Genomic DNA, 21,785 nt, shown 5'->3' with positions numbered 1-21,785 from the left:
GTTCCAGGTAGATCGCCTCTAGGACGCGGTCTGCCTGGATTAGCTCATCATGTCGTTGTCGCTTACGAATACAGGAAAGGGGATACATTCGAACATGCGGTCACGAAAGAAAAAGGGACTGATCCTTGTGCTCGTTGTGGCTCTGGTGTTCTCCATATGGACCTTATATCCATCGCGGGATCGGAGTCCAGGAATAGTGCATGCGCTTGAGGATTTTGAGGCGATATCGGGTACCGAGGATTCACGCAGCTATGAATATTACCTGACTACCCATTCGAATACAGCCAAACCCGAGCAAACCGTGCGAATTGAAGGCGAAGCTTATGCCCAGACCGATGGTGACGGTTTTGAGGTCGTACAGGGTTATGCCGGATTGGATGGGAGTGCTGTAATTACGCCGGAAACGGGAAGCATCCGGTGGGATGTTCCTGTGCAGGTGAGTGGGCTGTACCATCTTCGTATCCACTATTATCCCGTTGCAGGCAAAAGTTCAGGTATTGAACGGAGACTTGAGCTGAACGGGGAGGTTCCTTTCAGAGGAGCAGACGTCCTCTTATTCGACAGAGTATGGGGCAATCGTGAAGATAGCATTCGCAGGGATGATCGCGGCAATGACCTCAGACCAAGGCAAGTGGAACAGCCTGAATGGCAGATCGCTTCGTTCAAAGATAGCGCAGGCTACTTCGAGGAACCATTTCAGTTTTATTTTGAAAAAGGAAACCAACAATTATCGCTCACCTCGCTGAGAGAGAGTATGGCGATTGATTACATTGAGTTGTACCAGGAAGAGGACATCCCTTCCTATGCAGACGTAGAGAAGGTCTATGCCTCGCGCGGTCTAACAGAAGCAAGCTCATTGATGCTGAAAGTTCAAGGAGAACAGGCAGTGAGTAAGTCATCGCCTACGCTTGCGCCAATATCAGATCGTTCGAGCCCTTCGCTGGAGCCCTACGACGTATCCAAAATTCGAGTCAACGCCATTGGCGGCATCAATTGGAAGTTGCCTGGCGAATGGATCGAGTGGGAGGTCGAGGTACCTGAAGACGGACTATACCAGATCGCGTTAAAAGTGAAGCAGGATCAGCTGCGCGGCGTCTATGCGACCCGTAGTCTGACAATCAACGGTCAAGTTCCATTCAAGGAGATGAAACGCCTTCGATTTAATTACAGCCCAGCTTGGCAAACTCAAGTATTGGGAAGTAGTGAAGAGAAGCCTTATTTGTTCCATCTCGAAAAAGGCACGCATCGATTGCGAATGACGGTAACACTCGGCGATATAGCGCCGCTCCTTCGTACTGTGGAATCCAGTGTGCTTGAACTGAATGAGATGTACCGCAAAATATTGATGATTACCTCCAAAACACCTGATCCGCTGCGGGATTATCAATTGGAACGCCGTATTCCAGAGATGACAGAGGTCTTTGAGCGGCAGGCAGATACACTTCGTTCTGTAGCCGATTATCTGGAACAGGCAACAGGTGAACAGAGTGATAAGGTTGCTATCTTGCATGCGATGGTCGTTCAGCTAGAGGATATGGCAGCTAGGCCGGAGACAGTACCCAAACGTCTGGATACGTTCAAAATTAATGTAGGCGGACTCGGTACGTGGATTCTGTCGGTTCGTGAACAACCGATTACATTGGATTACTTGGTTGTGTCTTCGCCAAATGAAGCATTACCAAGAGCAGAAGCGAGCGTATTCCAGCAAGTGAAGCACGAAATGGGCGCTTATGTCGCTTCCTACACGGAGGATTACGACAGTATCGGTAATGTGGAACAGAAGAAGGACTCGATTACGGTATGGATTACGACCGGACGAGATCAGGCTCAAGTGTTAAAAGGATTGATTGACGATTCATTTACACCAGATACGGATGTCTCCGTACAATTGCGCCTTGTTCCGCCTAACATCTTGTTACCCGCGACACTTGCTGGCGAAGGACCTGACGTGGCTATGCAGATGGGTGAAGATATTCCCGTAAACTATGCGATGAGAAATGCGGCAGCTGATCTGAGCACGTTCCCAGACTTTGAAGAAATTGCAGATCGATTCCGCGCAAGTGGGTTAACGCCTTACCGTTACAACGATGGTGTCTATGCACTTCCGGAGCAACAGCAATTTCCAATGTTATTCTACCGAAAAGATGTCCTCAGTGAGCTGGAGCTGGAGCCGCCCAAAACGTGGCAGGACGTATACAACGCTATTGCTGTGTTGCAGAAGCATAACATGGAGTTTTATCTGCCTATTGAGGATACGCTGAATAACGCCAATCTAGTTCCAAATGCAACCTTTGCTATGCTCCTATACCAGAATGATGGCACCTTCTATGCCGAGGATCAGAAGAAGAGTGCACTGGATTCGGAGATTTCGATGGATGCGTTCAAGCGATGGACACAATTTTATACCAATTACAAATTTCCGCTAAAAGCTGATTTTCCGAATCGCTTCCGTACTGGAGAGATGCCAATTGGTATTGCGGATTACACCACGTATAACATGCTGACGGTCATGGCTCCGGAAATACGTAACCTCTGGGACTTCACAATTGTTCCGGGCACGGAGCTTCCGGATGGTTCGATTCGACATGAAGTTGCTAGCTCGACCAGTGCCGTGATGATGCTTGAAAATGCCAACAACAAAGAAGCAGCATGGAAGTTTATGAAGTGGTGGACGGATGAGCAGACACAGATTGAATACGGAAGAGAAATGGAAGGTCTAATGGGTGCTGCTGCTCGTTATCCAACAGCCAATATAGAGGCTCTGGAGCAATTACCTTGGCCTGTGAAAGATTATCAAAACCTGGAGAAGCAATGGGAGTGGGTGCAGGGCATTCCGCAAGTTCCCGGAGGGTATTTTACCGGTCGACATCTAGATAATGCGTTCCGTAAGGTCGTCAACGCCAATGAGAACCCTCGTGAGGCATTGTCCGATTATGTATTGTATATCGATGATGAAATTGAGTTGAAACGTAAGGAATTTAATCTGAAATAGAGGAAAGGGAGGGTAACGGTTGCAAGCCAAAACAACCAAGACAGCCGCCGCTCCTGCCATCCAAGCGCGCCACGTCGGCTGGTGGACCCTGCTTAAACGGGATCTATATCTCAGCAGGCACTATTATATTTTGATGGCACCGTTCATGTTGATCTTTTTTATGTTTACGGTCATTCCGGTCGGTATTTCGCTCGGCTTAAGCTTCTTTCACTTCAATATGTTGGAGTTGCCGCGATTTATCGGTTGGCAGAATTACTCACGGCTTTTCCTAAATGACGATGTATTTCTAATTGCACTCAAAAACACGCTGCTTTTTGCTGTAATCACGGGTCCAGTTAGTTATATTGCTTGTTTCTTATTTGCCTGGATCATTAATGAGCTGTCCCCCAAAGTACGGGCAGTGATGACGCTGGTATTCTATGCACCATCCATATCCGGCAACGTCTTTTTCATCTGGCTCATTATTTTCTCTGGTGACAGCTACGGTTACATGAATGGCTTTTTGATGCGTCTTGGCATCATACTGGAGCCGGTTCAATGGCTGTCCAACGAGAAGTACGTGTTAGCCATCGTCATTATTGTACAGCTATGGCTTAGCTTAGGTACCAGCTTTCTAGCCTTTATTGCAGGGCTTCAGACCATCGATCGGTCTTTGGTGGAAGCTGGTACAGTGGACGGCATTAAGAACCGATGGCAGGAACTTTGGTTCATTACACTGCCTTCGATGAGACCGCAGTTGATGTTTGGTGCAGTCATGCAGATCACAGCTTCATTCGCTGTAGCGGAGATCTCCATTGCGTTAGCAGGTTTCCCGAGTGTGAACTATGCTGCGCATACCGTGGTCACTCATTTGATGGACTTTGGTACGATTCGCTTCGAAATGGGATACGCTTCGGCCATCGCCACCGTTTTATTTGCACTGATGCTTGGAACAAACGTTCTAACGCAAAAAATGCTGAGAAAGATAGGTGAATGACAATGACCAGCAAGGTACGGGCCATCTTTGGCATGCCGAAGAAACTCAATCGGTCATTTACCGTCAGCTTGATGTTATTCGCACTGCTTGCTCTGTTTGGGTCATTTATGGTACTTCCGCTCATCTACGCCGTGAACAATGCCTTCAAGCCACTGGATGAGTTATTTATTTTCCCACCTCGCTTCTGGGTGAATAATCCGACGACGGAGAACTTTGCAGATCTGATTAATCTCATGGGCAACTCATGGGTACCGTTATCTCGGTACATTGCTAATACACTGCTCATTACGCTCGTCGGAACCGCAGGGCATATCCTTCTTGCTTCTGCAGCAGCTTATCCGCTAGCCAAATACCGTTTTCCTGGCTCCAAAGTGTTGTTCACGATCGTCATTTTGTCACTGATGTTCTCACCACATGTTACTGCAATTCCCAACTACATGGTGATGTCATGGCTCGGCTGGATTAACACACACACGTCCATTATTGTGCCGTCGCTTGCATTCTCGCTGGGATTGTTCCTGATGAAACAGTTCATGGAGCAGATTCCCGATGCGTTGCTGGAGGCAGCCAAAATCGACGGAGCCAATGAATACCGAATTTTCTGGAGCATCGTGATGCCCAATGTGAAGCCCGCTTGGCTTACACTCATGATTTTGCAGTTTCCTGCACTTTGGGGAACAGATGGCGGTAGCTTCATTTATAGTGAGAATCTCAAAACGCTGCATTATGCGCTCAGTCAGATTGTTCAGGGGGGGATCGCAAGGGCAGGGGTTGGTGCTGCTGTCGCCTTGCTGCTCATGATTGTACCGATCACCTTGTTCATCATCTCCCAGAGCAGTGTTATGCAGACGATGGCCACTTCTGGAATGAAGGACTAGAAAGGAGGCAGCTAGGTGCGAGCAAGCACAAGGAACAAACGAAAATGGATCATCATAGGCATGGTCTGCCTCCTGTTGTTCGGGCATGAGGCACCCCTAGTCAACGCGGACAGAACGTCAGACGCATATCATTATTCCTATTGGGGCGAAGCGGTTCCTGCTCCAGCCGCATATGAAGCAACGGCAATCATTACGGGCAGGAAGCTGAACACGGATGCGTTCAAGGAACCGAGCGACCTGCATGTTACAGCCGATGAGCGGGTCTTCCTACTGGATTCAGGCAATGGACGGATCATCGAGATGGATCGTAACTTTAAGCTCGTTCGGGTAATCGATTCATTTGAACGTGAAGGGAAGCCAGACCATTTTAATAACCCTCGAGGGCTTTACGTTACGGATAAAGGACATTTGCTAGTGGCAGATTCAGATAATCAACGTGTGGTGCATCTAGATGAACTTGGACAATTGGTCAACATTGTAGCTGAGCCGCAATCAGATCTGTTGCGAGCAGACTTTCAATTTAAGCCTATACGGGTCGTCATGGACAAAGGAGAACGCATTTACGTTATGGCTGAGGGTGTCTTTGACGGATTCATGGAGTTTAACGCGGATGGCACGTTCTCCTCATTTATCGGAGCTAATCGAGTTCAGGTTGACCCGGTAGAGTATCTGTGGAAACGATTTGCAACTCGTGAGCAGCGGAGTCAGATGGTCATGTTCACGCCAACGGAGTTCACGAATCTAGATATGGATGAAGAGGGATTCATCTATGCTACAAGTGGAGATCGTGGTAAGGATCCAATTAAGAAGCTGAACGCCCAAGGAACGGACATCTTGCGCAGAGAAGGCTACCAGCCACCTCAAGGAGATATGATGTACACCACTGAAACAGGACCTTCGCGACTGATTGATGTTGACGTGGGGGACAGTGACATGTACTCCGTGCTAGATGCGAATACAGGGCGAGTCTTCACCTACAATGGTGACGGTTATCTGCTCCATATTTTTGGTGGCATTGGTAATCGTCAGGGGCAATTTAATACACCTGTTGCACTTGAGCGTGCTGGGGAGAGGATCCTCGTACTGGACAAAGCACTTGGTGAAATTACCGTCTTTCAAACGACCGAGTATGGGCGTACATTACACGATGCGGTGCGCAGTTATTATAACGGTGACGAAGATCGTTCGTCGTTGCTGTTTGCCAAAGCTGCTGAGATGAACGCCAATCTGGAATATGCCTATGCCGGGATTGGTAAAGCTCTGCTTCGCCAGAAGGAATATGCAGATTCTGCGCAGTACTTCAAGCGTAGCATGGAGCGTCTTGGTTATTCCAAAGCGTTTCTGTTGTTCCGCAAAGAGCTGATGCGTGAGCATTTCTCATGGATGATGTCTGGACTATTCCTAGCTGTAGGTTCGCTTGTCACCGTCATGATCGTTCGTAGGCAGAAAAGGAGGACAACGAATGCTGGCGTCAAGTAAGCAATTATACCAATATCCGCTGCATCTCATTTTTCATCCGTTTGACGGATATTGGGAATTGAAATATGAACGAAATCAGAAAATGACACTGCTGATTGCAGGTATGATCATGCTGCTTTTGATTATGACCAAGATTTTGCATGCACAGTACAGTGGTTTTCTAATCAATTTCAACAATCCGAAACGGCTAAACAGTCTGCTTGAAATGGTATATGTCATCGTTCCAGTGTTGTTCTGGTGTGTTGCGAACTGGTCCTTAACGACACTGATGGATGGGGAAGGCAAGTTTTCCGAAATTTTTATGTCTACATGCTTCGCCTTGGTTCCATTGTTGTTGATTCAATTTCCTTGGATCTGGCTGAGTCTTGTAATCTCTGTACAAGAAACCGCCTTTTATTATTTCTCTAATGCGATTGCTATTGGCTGGACGGTGTACCTGTTATTCGTTGGCAATATGACGGTTCACCAGTATACGCCAGCCAAAACGATACTCACTATGTTCCTAACACTTGTAGCTATGGCATTCATGGCATTTTTGTGCCTGTTATTCTTCAGTCTCGTACAACAGATTGTATCTTTTGCAGTGACTATCTATCAGGAATTAGTGCTTCGGGGCTAAGGGAGGGGGAACAAGCAATGAAACACGCTGTAGTCAAAAAAATAACTGGAATGCTGCTCGTGAGCAGCCTGCTTCTCAGCGGTTGTCAGTTCTCGGATTCACCATTAACCCAAGTGACTGCGAATGCTGCTGATCAGGTTGATATACCTTCCCTGCCTCCCGGAGAAAAACTAAAATCCTCCTTTCGTGATGATCGCCTACCAGGCATGCTCGGGATTGTCCAAAATAATGCGTTGCAACTGTTCATTCAAGAAGAGACTGCCGAAATTGCAGTTATTCATCGGGAAAGTGGGCAAATCTGGCGCAGCAATCCTACAGATCGAGAGCAGGATGCGATCGCAGCAGGGATTAACAAAGATCTTTTATCGTCGCAAACCAAGCTCAGCTTCTTTAATAGTCTCGGCCAGAGCAGTACCGTGAACTCCTACACCGACAGTGTCAGACATAAGCAGATAAGCTATGAAGCATTGCCAAATGGTGTGCGGGTGCACTATCAGTTTGGAAGTACCGAGCGTTCGATCGAGGACTTGCCAGTCAAGATTAGCAAAGAACGTTTCGAGCAAGACTTACTCGCTCAGCTCGACAAGGTTGGGGAACGAGCCCTGAAGATTGGTTATGCAGAAGACAAGGACGAGGGCGTCTATGTTCGAAATGATAAGGCGCTGCAAGGGTTGCAGCTATCCCGAGCCTTGAAAGCTTTGGACGAAGCCGGATACACGGAAGAGGATCTGGTGCAAGACCATGCGGAACATGGAATCGAGCAGGAACGAAGTGGGCCACGACTCTTTATGCTCACGATGGAATATGAGCTGGACGGACAGGATCTGTTGGTACGGGTACCTGCCTCGGGCATTCATTTTCCAGAGGAATATCCAATTAACAGCATATCTGTGCTGGAATATTTCGGAGCAGGTAGTACAAGTGAAGAGGGCTCTATGCTGGTTCCTGACGGCTCAGGAGCATTGATTCATTTTAACAATGGGAAGACGCTATACCCTGCCTATCAGCAGGATATATATGGGTCTGACCTCACGATGAAAATGCGGGAAGCAAGTTCTAATGAAGCCAAAGCAAGATTGCCGGTTTTCGGATTAATTCGGACGGATGGTGCTTTTCTAGGCATTATTGAGGAAGGGGATGCTGTTGCAGTTGTCAACGCAGATATCAGCGGCAAGCTTAATAGCTACAACAACGTATACCCAAGCTTCTATGTAGTGAATAAAAGCGATATTACACTGCAGGCCAGCGATATGGTACGAACACTTCCCAAATTTCAGAATCAGCCGACCGTATCTGACTTTGTAGTTCGTTATGCTTTTGTTGGTGCAGAAGAGGCTAGTTATTCGGGTCTTGCCTCCGTGTATCGAAGTTACCTGCAACGAACGGGCGGAGTGCCTGAGGAACAAGCCAGCAAGGAACAGGACAGCATCCCTTTTTATCTCAAACTATTTGGAGGTATAACAACAAGGCAGCATATGCTGGGCATTCCTTACGATTCCACACAGGCGTTAACTACATTTGACGAAGCAGAGAAGATACTCTCTACGTTAATGGAGAAGGAAGTTGCTAATATTCAGGTTCGTTATGCAGGATGGCTTAACGGGGGAATTCATCACCGTATACCAGATTCAATTAAAGTCGATGGTGCCATCGGCGGGCAAAAAGCAATGCGTGAATTCAGCACGTTTGCTCGTGATGCTGGCATTGGATTTTATCCAGATGTAGCGGTATTGAATGTGCATTCCAAAGGTGGATTCAAACCATCCAGAGAGGCATCCCGCACGCTGACCCAGCAACCGGCGGTGCACTATCCGACGAATCGTGCAATCCAACGTCCCGACCGGGATCGATCGCCTTCATACATTCTCTCTCCGAATCTACTGGGTAATGTAACGGATAAAATGCTTGATTCGCTTAAACCGCTTGAAACGGAGGGGCTTTCCCTGTCAGATCTGGCAGAACAATTGAATAGTGACATGAATCCGAAGAAGCTGCTGGATCGAACTGAGGTATTAAGCACGGTGACGACTACACTTGAACAAATCAAGCAGCAGATCGGCTCCGTAGTTGCCGAGGGAGGGAACGCTTATGCACTTCCTTATATCACAGGTCTTACAGATGCTCCTCTGACCAGCAGTCGATTCAAGCTGGAGGATGAAGAGATTCCGTTCTTTCAGCTTGTCATGCACGGAAGTATCAGCTATACCGGTTCCCCTTATAATCTATCGACATATACGAACGCAAGACAGTATGTGCTGAAGTTGATTGAATATGGGGCAAGTCCATATTTCGCTTGGTTTAATGCTCCCAATCACGTCGTGAAAGAAACTGATTTTGATCATCTCTATGCGGCGAATTATGAGCAGTGGATCGACCTGGCGGCTGAGATGTACAGAGAGGTTAATCAGGCAAACCTGCCGTTTATAGGTCGTTCGATGATCGCGCATCAATCCGTTTCAGAAGGTGTCTTTCAGACAACGTATGAGGGCGGTGGATTCGTCATCGTGAATTATAACGACTTTCCTGTGGAAGTTGAGAACCATACTGTGGAAGCCCAAAGTTATGTGACTGGTGGTGAGCAGCTCTGAAGACGCTCCTGAAGAGGAAATGGGGAAGTCGTACGTATGCTCAGCAGAAAGCCATGTGGGGCATGATTTACGTGCTTCCCTGGCTTGTTGGATTTGTATTGTTTTTCTTCGTTCCGTTACTGGCTTCCCTAAGGTACAGCCTGAGCACAATACAGGCGAATGCAGAAGGGATCGCAATTCAATTCACTGGGGTCACCAATTATATTCAGGCATTGACCGTGAATACCAGCTTTAACCGGGCACTCATCGAATCGGTGACAGATGTACTTGTGAACGTGCCGCTTATTGTCATCTTTAGTTTGTTCCTTGCGGTTATTCTGAACCAGAAATTCAGAGGTAGAGCTGTAGCGCGTTCGATCTTTTTCTTGCCGGTCATTCTTGCATCAGGCGTGATCATGACACTGGAGAGCACAAGCCTAATTGATGCAGTTAATCAAAGCAGTACAGGTGGTAGCTCGCTGGGGACTTTCGAATTGGAGAACCTGATGCTTGATGCAGGAGTAAGTGAATGGGTTGTCACCTATTTAAGCAGTGCCGTAGATCGAATCTATCAGATTGTTAGTCAATCTGGTGTACAGATTTTGATCTTTCTAGCCGGTATTCAGACGATCTCTCCTCAACTATATGAGGCGTCTAAGATGGAAGGTGCAACCGGATACGAGGCGTTCTGGAAGATCACGTTTCCCATGGTGAGTCCGCTTATTTTCGTCAATGCAATCTATACGATCATTGATTCGTTTGCTAATAATGCCATGACAAAACTGATCCGGGATACTGGCTTCGTCAAATTTGATTTTGGTCTAAGCTCTGCTATGGCATGGGTCTACTTCTTAGCGATCGCCATCATTCTGGTCATCGTATCTATTATTTTCTCGAAACGGGTCTTCTATCAAGATTAGAAAGGAGGAGGTTTAGTGTGACAACTTCACGATTATTATCATTAGAACATTGGAAAGGCTGGCTGTGGTCCATCATCCGTTTTGTTCTAATTACCGGACTTTCTTTTGTTATCCTCTTTCCTATATTTCAGAAAGTGTCAACGTCCATTAAGGACAAGGGAGATCTGTATTCAGCAGTCGTTGTATGGATTCCCCAGAACTTCTCCGTGGACAATTTCAAGGAAGCAATTCGCGTCATGGATTACTGGGTAACGCTGTTTAATACATTTGCGTTATCTGCTACAACGACGCTACTAACGACGGCTTCTTGCGCACTTGCTGGCTACGGGTTTGCCCGATTGAAATTCAAAGGCAGTAACTGGTTGTTTGCTGGCGTAATTCTGACGATTCTTGTTCCACCAACAACGATTCTGATTCCGGTCTATCTTAATCTAAAAAGCTTTGATCTGATGGGTATTATAACGCTTATTACAGGCAAACCCATTAATCTGCTGAATACGTACTGGCCGTTCATTCTTACTGCTATTACGGCGAATTCACTCAAAGCGGGGCTGTATATTTTCATCTTTCGCCAGTTTTTCAGGGGAATCCCTAAAGAGGTGGAAGAGGCAGCTTACGTGGACGGAGCAGGGATTGGCCGGACGTTTACCAGAATTATGTTACCCAATGCCATCCCGTCGATGGTAACTGTAATGCTGTTCTCCTTTGTTTGGCAGTGGAACGACAGCTTCTACACGACCACATATCTGACATCCAGCAAGGTGATGTCTACCCAGTTGTCGTCTCTTCCATACAATCTGGCTCAACAAGTCAGCGATGGCGCTTCGAAGGCAGACCCTTTCTACCTAAGCATGATTCAAGATACAGGCGTTTTGCTGGCGATCTTACCGTTGATCGTAATTTACTTGTTTGTACAGCGATACTTCGTAGAGAGTGTGGAACGTACTGGAATTGTCGGCTAAACCAACTGTATGGTTGCGGGGATTATGCTATAATATGGGCAAAAAAGAGGAGATGTTCTTATCTCTAGCCGACTAGCGATTTTGATTCTTTTTGCTTCATTACTGGGTTTATGCGGCTGCACTACATCAGTCAATGATGAGCGTGTCGTAGCCAAATCAGATCATTGGATTGTGACAATTGATCTTGTTTATAAGAAGGGTGAGTACGAAGAGGTTCCTTCCATACAATACATTGGAGAAGATCTGGTTGATGAAAAGGTAGAGATTAATATTCTACACCCTAATAACAGTTCTACTAGTAACACACTTCATGTTTCTATTAAGCCGAATGAAGTCATTCAGCTGCCAACTAGAAGTAGTGTGGAAGACTGGAAAGACATCGAAAGTGTAATTGTAACTTGGGGTGTAGAAGAGGAGATTCTTATATTCGAATGACACAGTTTAGATGACATTCAAGAATTAGGATGAGTAAAAATTCAGAAGACGCATAAAACCCATTGGCTTCCGAAGAAACCAGAGGGCTTTATGCGTCTTCTGTTTACGATGTAAATTAATAAATCCGATATCTGCCGCTTAAGGCAAGCAGACTGAAGAAGTACAAACAATTGTCGTAGTAGCGGCGTTCTCCCTGGCGCAGAGGTGTGTTCCAAAATTGCTGAACAAATGACTCTGCATGCGGGCCGTCTGCTGCCAGTGAAGCCATAGCATTGGTAGCAAGCAAACCTATGGGGTGCAAGGAAGGTTCGTCAAAGGCTTCGCCTTCAATGGTATAACGACGATAATCGGATACGTCAATGTCGCTGAAGAAAGACTGAATCCGATTGGATTGTTCGACTTGCCATTGATCCTTGCGGAACCACTCCCAGTCCAGCGCAACATTCGCTGCAACTCGATAGGCATCACTGTAAAAGTGTCTATAGTCACCGTGAGGCTGAATGGGAGCAGGTGAGCCATCATAATTGGCGTATTCAGGCGAAAGTCCAGTCACAGGGTGGCAGGCCGTATGCAGATATGCCCGACTTGCGGCCGCGGCCTCTTGCCAGAATACCTGATCCCCCCCATCTGCGTAGATGGCGAACAGTTCATAGAAGTGCGGGAGATGATAAGATGGATCACTGAATGGCGATTCGGGCACGAATTTAATTAGCCGAGTCTCTGGATCCCACATGGGATCGCCCTCACCGTTCTCACCTTGATGAATGCACGCACGGAGAATTTTTCGAGCTTGTTCTTGGTAATTGTATGGCGTATCGCCATCTCCCCAGCGGTTAGAGGCGAACAACAAAGCCATGGCAAAGAACTCCTCACCATCTGGTGCAGGTCCTTGTGAGATCCGGGTTCCGTCAGGCTTACAATGCCATGCAAAATAATCTTTATATCGTCCTTCAGTGTGCTGCATGAATGTGTAGGCATAGTTCCATAGACGATCAAACTCTTCTTTTTTGTTCATCTGTACAGCCATCATCATTCCGTAAGACATGCCCTCAGAGCGTACATCGTGGTTGCCTGTGTCCAGCAAATAACCTTTGTCTTCACCCATAGGGTAATAGATTCGTGTTTGTTCATCTCCATAGAACAATTCGTTCCATGTCAACTCCAGTCGTGTGTTAATCTCTTGTTCGCTATACCCTAACTTGTGAAACATATTGGTATACGTACCTGAATCATATGCATTCTGACCTGTAATTTGCATGCTTTACCTCCCTTAATGAATCGGTTTATCCTATTGTATCACTGGTTCGACTCTATAAATTAAAGCGTTTACATCAGAAATTATAGGTTTTCCGTATCTCGTCTATTAGACAGCGAATCCAAGTGATATATTGAGTCAAGTCCTATACTTTGTCAGGTTGTTGTTACAGGATATGAGCGCTAAACTCGGAGGGATAGAGCTAGGTGGGAACAGAAAGGATCGTGATGACTCAACATGTTGGACGATGAAAGAAGTGTAGATGATAAACGAGAATATTCAGCACCACGTGATCCTGAAGGCGTTGTACAATCAGCGAATGAGACGCAGGTGGACTTTGAATCTCAGGCATATCGCGAGTTGATCGAACGATCTCTTCTGAACAAGGGTAACAATGTTAGGTTGAAGCGAGCTATTGAGAAGGCTAGAAAAGGTGAACCGACTAATATTGCTTATATTGGAGGTTCAATTACGCAAGGTGCAGGTGCTATACCTATTCATCTGCAAAGCTATGCTTATCGTTCTTATGAGCAATTTAAGAATAGGTATGCTCCCTCAGACGGAAGTTCGATTAACCTGATCAAAGCCGGTGTAGGTGGGACACCCTCTGAGCTTGGAATCATACGTTATGACCGGGATGTGCTTCGGGACGGTCAGGTTCAGCCGGACATTCTGATCATCGAATTTGCCGTTAATGACGCGGATGACGAGACGAAGGGCAATTGTTATGAAAGCTTGGTGATCAAAGCACTTGCTGCTGATAACAAGCCAGCGGTGATCTTGCTTTTCAGCGTGTTCGAGAACGATTGGAATCTACAAGATCGTCTAGCTCCAATCGGGTGGCATTACGATCTGCCTATGGTGAGTATGAAAGATGCTCTTGTAGAGCAATTCCAGAAGACGTCAGCCGAAGGCAACGTGATTACCAAAAAACAATATTTCCATGATATATATCATCCGACAAACTTGGGACACCGGATCATGGCTGACGCACTCTCTCATCTGTTTAATGTTACGGATCACTCCGCGCTCGATCAGGTGGAACAGTGGGACGATCGAACACCTTTAATTGGAAACGATTTCGTAAATGTTAAATTGTTGGATCGAAAGAACATTGAGCCCATTGCGCGAATTGAAGTTGGAGCTTTCCAGCATACGGATACAGAGCTACAGATGGCTGAGATGCATGATCATGATTATGGTACGCCTTTGTTCCCTCATAATTGGATGTATATCAGGGAGAACACGCAAGAACGGAATCGCTTTACATTACATTTAAATTGCAAACGTCTTATTTTGATCTTTAAGGATTCAAGTAGTGATGAATTCGGTACCGCCAATATCAGAGTAGATGATGAACACATCAAACAAGCCGATCCACACCAAGTGAATTGGACACATTGTCATGCGATGCTTCTAATTAACGAAAATGAGGCCAGTGAGCACAAGATTGAGATTGAAATGGCGGAAGGTTATGAAGACAAGAGGTTTACCATTCTAGGTTTCGGATATGTCGATTAACAAAAGGTGGCCTAGATGTAGCTCTAAGGGTGAAAGTATACGTTGAGTTGAAGGGAGTCATGGAGATGAACTTTGTAGCACCAGCAGGATTTGACCAATATCGAGAGAACATACCTCGTGGCGTAATCAAGACAGTAGAGTATAACTCTACAACAGTAGGCAATACGCGTAAAGCAATGGTATATACCCCACCCGAGTTCTCAACAGAAGAGGTGTATCCTGTTCTATATCTGTTGCATGGCATTGGTGGAGACGAAACGGAGTGGTATAACCATGGCGCTCCGCAAATTATTCTCGACAATCTCTATGCTGACAATCTGCTTGTACCGATGATTGTTGTATTGCCTAACGGTCGTGCTATGCCGAATGATCGGGCGGAGGGAGACATATTTGATTCGGAGAAGATAAAAGCTTTTGAACGCTTCGAATTGGACCTCATTCATGATCTCGTCCCGTACATTGACTCCCACTATCCCACGAACAGCAACAGAGATAATCGAGCTATCGCAGGCTTATCCATGGGCGGGGGGCAGTCGTTAAACATCGGACTTAGCAATCTGGATTTCTTCGCCTGGGTCGGAGCCTTTTCTGCAGCACCTAACACCAAAACGCCAGAACAGCTTGTACCAGATCCAGCCGAAGTGTCGTCCCTTCTCATGCTGTTGTGGCTTTCCTGCGGCGATCAGGACAATCTGCTCCATATTAGCTTAGGGGTTCATCAGTATTTGCAGCAGCAGGGAGTGGCTCATATCTGGTATGAAGAGAGCGGAGGACATGATTGGCCGGTATGGAGGAATGACCTTTATTTATTTTCTCAACGTCTATTCAAATAACCTAAGTGCCACCGTAGTCTTGAATGCACAAGTGGAACCTTGTGTATAGAGGCTAAGGTGGCACTTTTTATTAATGCACTGTATTGACGTGCGTATTCGATGAATAACATGTAAAATTCAATAAACTACAAGCAAAATACCATTGTTTCTCAGAACGACACAACTCATTTTGTGCGAATTAATGCGGAACTAGATATATTTTATTCTATAATATCGTTGACAATTTAATTAAAGTTACTATAATTTATATTGTTTTGCTTGAATAACCAGTCAGTCACTTGTAAGGGGTGCCACTATGCGCAAATCTCCTTCTCAGAACTGTCCACAGCGCTTGCTCATCCTGCGCCCTTAAAATTTTATCGAGGAGACTGAGGAACGAATGAAAGTATTAATTGTGGAAGACTCTATTTTTGTACAGAAAATGATGCGTAAACTAATTGCTGATCATTTTCCAGAATCCGAGATTCAGACAGCGAACAATGGAGAAGAAGGCTATCAACAGTACCTGGAATTCAAGCCTGATTTTATAACGACGGATCTGCTCATGCCTAACCTTAGTGGTCAAGAGATGCTTCGTATGATTCGTGAAATCGACCGTGAAGTCAGAATTATTATTTTATCTGCAGATATTCAGAAGGTGACTCGTGAAGAAGTAGAGAACCTCGGAATCTCTGGATTTTTGAATAAGCCGTTAACTGTAGAAAAAGCAAATACATTGATTCAAATGATTCAGGTGGCACATCATGCTGACTGAACTGCAGAAGGATATGCTGACTGAACTTGTGAACGTTTACGTTGGACAAGCGGCCAATATGCTATCCGAGATTGTCGACAAACACATTGTACTGAGCATACCTGAAGTGGAGCTCATTTCGATATCTGACGTTGATCCAGGAGATCGACGGTATAAACTCTTTTTCAGCGAAGGTCATCTGTTCAGATCATCTTTGCAGTTCGGATATGATTTTCAAGGAAAAGCATTCCTTATGTTCCCTGCTGAGCAGGCCAAAGTGTTAGCGAATATGTGTCTTGGAGAACTCACCGAGACAATTGAGCCGGAAGAATGTCGCTTATTAGATACGGATCTGGATGTGCTCAAAGAAGTTAGTAATATTCTGCTTAATGCCATCATTGGAGAATTCGGTAATTTTCTAGAAATGAAATTAGAATACGTATTGCCGGATATTGAGCTACTGCATGTGACACACTCTGATCCACAGATCCTGCTCCAGAACGAAGTATATGTGCTGGTTCTCCATACGTCATTCTTACTTGCCGATACCAATGTGAAAGGGATCATACTTATTGCGCTCAGCATGAACTCTATCTCAAGCCTATTGGACAAAATGAATGCATTATTGGAGGATGACCATGGATAATCTCGTAATACAGGCTCTAGGCAAAATCAATATGGGCATCCTCATTATTGACAGGCAATTAAAAGTGATCCTCTGGAATGGCTGGTTGGAACGATTCACTGGTAAAAGTAAAGAAGAGGTGATTGGGCGGAATTTGCTTGAGGTATGCCCAAGATTTAAATTGAACATGTACCAGAATATACTGCAAAATGCACTATACCAAGGGCAAAGCAGGTTCTGTTCAAGCGCTCTACATAAGGCATTTATTCTGCCTAAAGAAAATGAAGATGAACACTTTTATAAACAAAACATGCATGTTGAACCCTTATACGAAAATGGTCGTAATTACGCCATGATTCAGATCAGTGACATGACCAACACTAGCACACGGGTATACAAACTGAAAAACCTAATCAAGGAATTGGATGTTGAATATAACAAAGTTAAAATTTCAGAAAAGATTAGTAAACATCTGTCGATGCATGACTCCCTTACGGGATTGCCTAATCGCCGTGCCTTCAACGAACGTCTAATCTGGGCTATTAACCATGCCGAGCGAAGTGAGGGGAGATTGGCTGTTCTCTTCGTCGATACCGATGGATTCAAGCAGATCAATGACACGTACGGACATGAAGTGGGTGACCAGGTACTCGTTGAGACTGCGAAACGGCTGAAGGAAAACATTCGAAGTACAGATAGTGTGGCTCGGCTAAGTGGAGATGAATTCAGTATCATCTTAAACCAATTGAACGATGACCACGACGCAGAGGTGGTGTGTGAGAAGCTGGGAACAGCTTTTATCGCTCCTATCGAAGTCTCGAGTAATTTTATTCATCTATCACTCAGTATTGGGATTAGCGTCTATCCGCGGCATGGTGAGGAACCGGCTGAGCTTCTAAGGTATGCAGATCAGGCGATGTACCGAATTAAGAAAAATGGAAAGAGCGGTTACGCTATGTATGATTCGCAAAGAGATCAATACGGGTAAGGCTGCAGCACGAAGCTATTTATACTGATACGGGTACCCATCATGAAAGTTGCTTATATAGCGACTTTTTTTGGCGTTGAAAAACTTGCGTCTCTATAGCTCCTTAAAGTAAGCGGTGGATCTCTTCAATTGTGAAGAAACCCACCGCTTATTGCATATGCTGAACATCATTCTCGTGAAAATATATGTAGAATCCGGATGGTGACTATCCCATTTAAATTATATCTCCAAAGCATAAGCAAGAGCTTGTGCCTGAGGCATGTCTCTCCCTCTAGTCCACCATTCCCGGAATTCCAGATCAGACACTGTGTGCTGAAGAGCGAATATAGCCTCTTCATATTCTGCGGGAAAATTCGGTTTGTTCTCCGCATCAAAGTTCTGTCGTCCTTTCGCCGCAGCTCCAAGTAGAACTGTAGCTTCGAAGAGGGCATTCTTGGCATATAACGCAAGGCCTATTCCTTCCAACCCACGTGAAAGAACCCAAGAGCCACTGTAAATCTGGCTGGTGACGATGCTTTTTTTGAAATACGCAATCGACAGCTCCACATCTCCTAGCTTCAATGCAGCATAACCTAGGCACTCGTATGGCCCAGAAACTTCCCACTGATCATGGACGGATTCAAAGAGCTGAACGCTTTCCTTCAGGAATACAGTCGCCTCGTCGTAATGCTGTTGCTCTAAACGTAGTCTTCCATATGCATGTAATGAAGAGGCTAGATTCCATGAATCCTCTGCCGATCTAGCGATGTCTATACTTTGCTCCACCAGCGTTTCGGCTTCTTCTATATGTTGCATCTTGATATGAAGAAAAGCAGACAGCCGGAGACAGGAAGCCAGTAGAGACTCCTCCTGCAGATGACGTGCGAGCTCTACGCTTCGAGTTGCCGCATTCACGGCACCTTCCATATTGCCCTGAATAAATTGAATGACGGCTTTTCCATGCAGAGCCTTGGCACCATTCAACAGAGCGGGATTTACATCGTTGCTACTGTCTAGAAAACGTTCCAGCCAGAACAGCCCTTCCGTTAACCTGCCTTCGTGCAGCCAGAACCAATAGAGCTTGGATACCATATGTAGCCCGTACGAATGAGCTTGAGGGTTGGCATAAGACCACTGAAGGGCAGAGCGCAAATTGGTGTAGTCTCTTCGCACTGCTTCTATACATGCTTCGCGGTCACGAGTCCTGAACTTCGGTTCTTCACGTACCAAGCATTGAATGTAAAATTGAGCATGGCGTTCAGACAGCGCATATTGTTTGCGTTCGTTGGAATCTTCCCGCAATTTCTCACCTGCATATTCCTTAATGGCTTGGAGCATGAAATACCGGATCATACCATAATCTTCACCGATTTCAGTAGATACGAGAGATTTGTTAACAAGTCCAGACAGCAGATCCAGCATGTCTTCTCGTATAATCCGATCTTCATGATCAGGCATTCCAGGTTCACAGATACACACATCTTCGGCTGCCTCCAGCGTAAATCCACCTGCAAATACACTGAGTCGTCTTAGCAAAAGGCGTTCCTTACCAGATAACAAGTTATAACTCCAACCAATCGTTGAGCGTAGCGTTTGATGCCGGGGGGCAGCCGTTCGTTTCCCAGCGGTCAACAAGCTCAATAGGCTAGCTAACCGCTCCTCGATCTGTTCAAGGGTCAGCATATTCATCCGAGCAACGGCTAGCTCGATAGCTAGTGGTATACCCTCGACCTTTTTACAAATGGCTCCAATACGCTTGAGAGCAGTTAACGTTGGTTGGAACTGCGGGACTGCAATGCGTGCCCGTTCCAAAAATAATTGTACCGCTTCAAACGCCAATAGTTCTTGTTCATCAAGTTCTTGCAGTGAACGATCATCACCTGGGTAGGACAAGGGAGGAATACGGTATACCCATTCTCCTGTAATATTAAAAGGTTCACGACTGGTAGCGAGAATGGTTAATTCTGGCGCAGCAGACAACAAGGATTCGGCGGTAGCTGCAATGGCATCAATCAGATGCTCACAATTATCAAAAATGAATAACATCTTACGGTCAGCAATCCTGTCCATAACGGCCTGAAGATCCGTTTGGCTCGCCTGATTTTGTATCCCCAGCGTAGCTAGAAGCAATTGTCCCAAGTCATGTGATTCATGAATCACGCCGAATTCAAACATCCACACCCCATCCGGGTACACGTCTATCAGCGATGAAGCGACCTCAGCAGCAAGTGAGGTTTTACCGATGCCGCCTGACCCTACGATCGAGACAAGTGAGTGAATATGTAACCGTTCCATGATATCGACCTTGGCTTGATTCCGTCCAACGAAGTGAGAGGTGAGCCTTGGTAAATGAATTGTAGCAGACACTGAGGCGGAGGAGGTTGTCTTCACCTCTCTAGTAAAATTTGTTTCCATGACCTCTGTGACAGCTAACGTTGCAAACCACGCAGCGTCAAAATCTGGAAATTCACGGCCTGTCGCTGAACGTGCTTCCGAAAATCGTTTGACGGCTAGCCATAGCTGTTCGGCTTCTTGAGACGGATTTATTTCTAGAAAAAGACCATCTTCCCAGAATGCTTGGATGATGAGCTTGAGGTTGCCAACGCTGGGAAGGCGATCTCCATTCTCCCATTGCTGAACCGTTCTAGGGTCAACACCGACCCTTTTGGCCAGATCGATCTGACGCATTCGTTTGGCTGAGCCTCGTCTGATTGGTCTGGAACGTATTTTTTTGATCCACTCATGAGGCCAATCTTTCGATAATTTGCCTTCTTCCATATCATCACCTGAATTCCGTAGACTAAGCAAGTTCGACACGAACAAACACGAACTTATGTACATTCGTGTTCTGGATTTTAGCAGATAAAATAAACCATATCAACAAAAACAAACCTAGGAGGTAGCGCAAATGCCTTTAACTCGCATTGTAACTTTGAAGGGTCGCTCCAGTGAAGAGAAAGCACAAATTGGTGAGATCGTTCTGCAAACGATTGTAGATAAACTGCATGTACCTGCGAATGACCGTTTTCTGATTATTGAAGAACTGGATCGTGAACATTTCAGCTTCGATCTTACTTGCCTGGATATTGAGAGAACAGATGGATTCCTTATTGTACAGATCACGTTGAACGCTGGCCGTTCCGCTGATGTGAAGAAAGAATTCTATGCAGAATTAGCTGAACAATTGCATCAACAGCGTGACATCCGTAAAGAAGATGTGTTTATCAACCTGATTGAAGTCACCAAGGATAACTGGTCTTATGGCAATGGAGAAGCTCCATTCATCGTTTGACGCCAAAACATTTAAACATCGATTTCACATAATCGTACAAAAGAGAGGAAGTTATAACTATGTCAACACTACTATACATCACAGCTCACCCAGGTAACCCAGAAGCATCGTACAGCCTTTCAGCTGGCGAACAATTCGTACAAGCCTATAAAGAAAATCACCCAGCAGACGAGGTTGTGCATGTTGATCTGTACCAACGCAACATTCCTCATATCGATGCGGATGTGCTGGACGCGTGGGGCAAGCTGCAAACAGGTGGTACATTTGAGGAATTGAGTGCAGCTCAACAACAAAAAGTAGCTCAGTTAAATGAACTGCTTGAAGAGTTCGTGGCAGCAGACAAGTATGTATTCGTGACACCGATGTGGAACTTCTCATACCCTCCAGTAATGAAAGCGTACATCGATTCCTTCTGTGTTAGAGCCAAAACCTTCAAATATACTGAGAATGGTCCAGTTGGTCTGCTCGAAAACAAAAAAGCATTCCACATTCAAGCAAGTGGCGGCGTATATTCCGCAGGCCCTGTCGCTGATCGTGAGAATGGCAATCGTCACCTGCAAACGGTATTGAACTTTGTTGGTATAACAGATGTTGACCACTTATTTATTGAAGGTGTATCTACAGCTGGTGAACGCGCTCCACAGATCAAAGCAGAAGCTATCGAAAAAGCACGTAAAGCAGCGCAAAATTTCTAACATTTTCACACCAAAAGCGGTGCATCCTGCTTACAT

Annotated in this window: 18 protein-coding genes; 16 read left to right on the top strand and 2 right to left on the bottom strand. The window is 45.7% G+C overall.

The window, feature by feature from the left end; translation table 11 throughout:
- Positions 1-94: 94 nt before the first annotated feature.
- From V6W81_RS16750 to V6W81_RS16710, 9 genes are all read left to right on the top strand, one after another.
- A complete protein-coding gene (locus tag V6W81_RS16750) occupies positions 95-2,992 on the top strand; it encodes an extracellular solute-binding protein (RefSeq protein WP_338539816.1) in 2,898 nt (965 codons plus the stop codon).
- A 58-nt stretch (positions 2,993-3,050) separates the two neighbouring features.
- Positions 3,051-3,968, top strand: coding sequence for a carbohydrate ABC transporter permease (locus V6W81_RS16745; protein ID WP_235540363.1), 918 nt, complete (start codon positions 3,051-3,053; stop codon positions 3,966-3,968).
- Positions 3,965-4,846 (top strand): carbohydrate ABC transporter permease, encoded by an 882-nt coding sequence (locus V6W81_RS16740; RefSeq protein ID WP_397338249.1) that lies wholly within the window; start codon positions 3,965-3,967, stop codon positions 4,844-4,846. The genes V6W81_RS16745 and V6W81_RS16740 overlap by 4 nt, the downstream gene beginning before the upstream one ends.
- 15 nt (positions 4,847-4,861) lie before the next feature.
- Positions 4,862-6,325, top strand: coding sequence for a hypothetical protein (locus V6W81_RS16735; RefSeq protein WP_338539815.1), 1,464 nt, complete (start codon positions 4,862-4,864; stop codon positions 6,323-6,325).
- Positions 6,309-6,944, top strand: a complete 636-nt coding sequence (locus V6W81_RS16730) for a YIP1 family protein (protein WP_145048756.1) — start codon at positions 6,309-6,311, stop codon at positions 6,942-6,944. Before V6W81_RS16735 ends, V6W81_RS16730 begins: the two co-directional genes overlap by 17 nt.
- Before the next feature lie 17 nt (positions 6,945-6,961).
- Positions 6,962-9,532 (top strand): DUF5696 domain-containing protein, encoded by a 2,571-nt coding sequence (locus V6W81_RS16725; RefSeq protein WP_338539814.1) that lies wholly within the window; start codon positions 6,962-6,964, stop codon positions 9,530-9,532.
- 53 nt (positions 9,533-9,585) lie between these two features.
- Complete coding sequence (locus V6W81_RS16720; protein ID WP_082560226.1) at positions 9,586-10,431, top strand: carbohydrate ABC transporter permease; 846 nt, start codon at positions 9,586-9,588, stop codon at positions 10,429-10,431.
- 17 nt (positions 10,432-10,448) lie between these two features.
- Positions 10,449-11,393, top strand: coding sequence for a carbohydrate ABC transporter permease (locus V6W81_RS16715; protein ID WP_056690374.1), 945 nt, complete (start codon positions 10,449-10,451; stop codon positions 11,391-11,393).
- A gap of 81 nt (positions 11,394-11,474) precedes the next feature.
- Positions 11,475-11,828: a hypothetical protein gene (locus tag V6W81_RS16710; RefSeq protein ID WP_338539813.1), complete on the top strand. Its 354-nt coding sequence runs from the start codon at positions 11,475-11,477 to the stop codon at positions 11,826-11,828.
- A gap of 115 nt (positions 11,829-11,943) precedes the next feature.
- Here V6W81_RS16710 and V6W81_RS16705 read toward each other — a convergent pair whose 3' ends face one another.
- Positions 11,944-13,086 (bottom strand): glycosyl hydrolase family 8, encoded by a 1,143-nt coding sequence (locus tag V6W81_RS16705; RefSeq protein ID WP_338539812.1) that lies wholly within the window; start codon positions 13,084-13,086, stop codon positions 11,944-11,946.
- A gap of 234 nt (positions 13,087-13,320) precedes the next feature.
- Here V6W81_RS16705 and V6W81_RS16700 point away from each other — a divergent pair, with 234 nt between their 5' ends.
- From V6W81_RS16700 to V6W81_RS16680, 5 genes are all read left to right on the top strand, one after another.
- A complete protein-coding gene (locus tag V6W81_RS16700) occupies positions 13,321-14,604 on the top strand; it encodes an SGNH/GDSL hydrolase family protein (RefSeq protein WP_338539811.1) in 1,284 nt (427 codons plus the stop codon).
- 65 nt (positions 14,605-14,669) lie between these two features.
- Entirely contained in the window at positions 14,670-15,437 is a 768-nt protein-coding gene (locus V6W81_RS16695; protein WP_310135906.1) for an alpha/beta hydrolase, read from the top strand.
- Positions 15,438-15,816: 379 nt separating this feature from the next.
- On the top strand, positions 15,817-16,191 hold the full coding sequence (locus tag V6W81_RS16690; RefSeq protein WP_056690393.1) for a response regulator transcription factor: 375 nt from the start codon (positions 15,817-15,819) through the stop codon (positions 16,189-16,191).
- The gene (locus V6W81_RS16685; protein ID WP_056690397.1) at positions 16,181-16,816 is read left to right on the top strand and encodes a hypothetical protein; all 636 of its coding nucleotides are present in this window, start codon (positions 16,181-16,183) and stop codon (positions 16,814-16,816) included. The genes V6W81_RS16690 and V6W81_RS16685 overlap by 11 nt, the downstream gene beginning before the upstream one ends.
- Entirely contained in the window at positions 16,809-17,783 is a 975-nt protein-coding gene (locus tag V6W81_RS16680; RefSeq protein WP_338539810.1) for a sensor domain-containing diguanylate cyclase, read from the top strand. The genes V6W81_RS16685 and V6W81_RS16680 overlap by 8 nt, the downstream gene beginning before the upstream one ends.
- A gap of 219 nt (positions 17,784-18,002) precedes the next feature.
- Here the strand turns inward: V6W81_RS16680 and V6W81_RS16675 are convergent, their stop codons facing one another.
- Complete coding sequence (locus V6W81_RS16675; protein WP_338539809.1) at positions 18,003-20,540, bottom strand: tetratricopeptide repeat protein; 2,538 nt, start codon at positions 20,538-20,540, stop codon at positions 18,003-18,005.
- A 130-nt stretch (positions 20,541-20,670) separates the two neighbouring features.
- Here V6W81_RS16675 and V6W81_RS16670 point away from each other — a divergent pair, with 130 nt between their 5' ends.
- Both V6W81_RS16670 and V6W81_RS16665 read left to right on the top strand, forming a co-directional pair.
- Positions 20,671-21,054 carry a tautomerase family protein gene (locus V6W81_RS16670; RefSeq protein WP_338539808.1) on the top strand — a complete coding sequence of 128 codons (384 nt, stop codon included), beginning with the start codon at positions 20,671-20,673 and terminating at the stop codon, positions 21,052-21,054.
- 59 nt (positions 21,055-21,113) lie between these two features.
- On the top strand, positions 21,114-21,749 hold the full coding sequence (locus tag V6W81_RS16665) for an FMN-dependent NADH-azoreductase (protein WP_338539807.1): 636 nt from the start codon (positions 21,114-21,116) through the stop codon (positions 21,747-21,749).
- The last annotated feature ends 36 nt before the right edge of the window (positions 21,750-21,785 follow it).

Origin of the sequence: Paenibacillus tundrae (genome assembly GCF_036884255.1) — a bacterium.
GTDB lineage: Bacteria > Bacillota > Bacilli > Paenibacillales > Paenibacillaceae > Paenibacillus.
The sequence above is the reverse complement of the archived record's forward strand: the minus strand, read 5'-3'. Positions and strand labels throughout refer to the sequence as shown.

Coding starts and splice junctions, on each gene's coding strand:
- V6W81_RS16750 (WP_338539816.1), top strand. CDS start 95: ATGCGGTCACGAAAGAAAAAGGGACTGATCCTTGTGCTCGTTGTGGCT.
- V6W81_RS16740 (WP_397338249.1), top strand. CDS start 3,965: ATGACAATGACCAGCAAGGTACGGGCCATCTTTGGCATGCCGAAGAAA.
- V6W81_RS16730 (WP_145048756.1), top strand. CDS start 6,309: ATGCTGGCGTCAAGTAAGCAATTATACCAATATCCGCTGCATCTCATT.
- V6W81_RS16725 (WP_338539814.1), top strand. CDS start 6,962: ATGAAACACGCTGTAGTCAAAAAAATAACTGGAATGCTGCTCGTGAGC.
- V6W81_RS16720 (WP_082560226.1), top strand. CDS start 9,586: ATGTGGGGCATGATTTACGTGCTTCCCTGGCTTGTTGGATTTGTATTG.
- V6W81_RS16705 (WP_338539812.1), bottom strand. CDS start 13,086: ATGCAAATTACAGGTCAGAATGCATATGATTCAGGTACGTATACCAAT.
- V6W81_RS16700 (WP_338539811.1), top strand. CDS start 13,321: ATGTTGGACGATGAAAGAAGTGTAGATGATAAACGAGAATATTCAGCA.
- V6W81_RS16695 (WP_310135906.1), top strand. CDS start 14,670: ATGAACTTTGTAGCACCAGCAGGATTTGACCAATATCGAGAGAACATA.
- V6W81_RS16690 (WP_056690393.1), top strand. CDS start 15,817: ATGAAAGTATTAATTGTGGAAGACTCTATTTTTGTACAGAAAATGATG.
- V6W81_RS16685 (WP_056690397.1), top strand. CDS start 16,181: ATGCTGACTGAACTGCAGAAGGATATGCTGACTGAACTTGTGAACGTT.
- V6W81_RS16680 (WP_338539810.1), top strand. CDS start 16,809: ATGGATAATCTCGTAATACAGGCTCTAGGCAAAATCAATATGGGCATC.
- V6W81_RS16675 (WP_338539809.1), bottom strand. CDS start 20,540: ATGGAAGAAGGCAAATTATCGAAAGATTGGCCTCATGAGTGGATCAAA.
- V6W81_RS16670 (WP_338539808.1), top strand. CDS start 20,671: ATGCCTTTAACTCGCATTGTAACTTTGAAGGGTCGCTCCAGTGAAGAG.
- V6W81_RS16665 (WP_338539807.1), top strand. CDS start 21,114: ATGTCAACACTACTATACATCACAGCTCACCCAGGTAACCCAGAAGCA.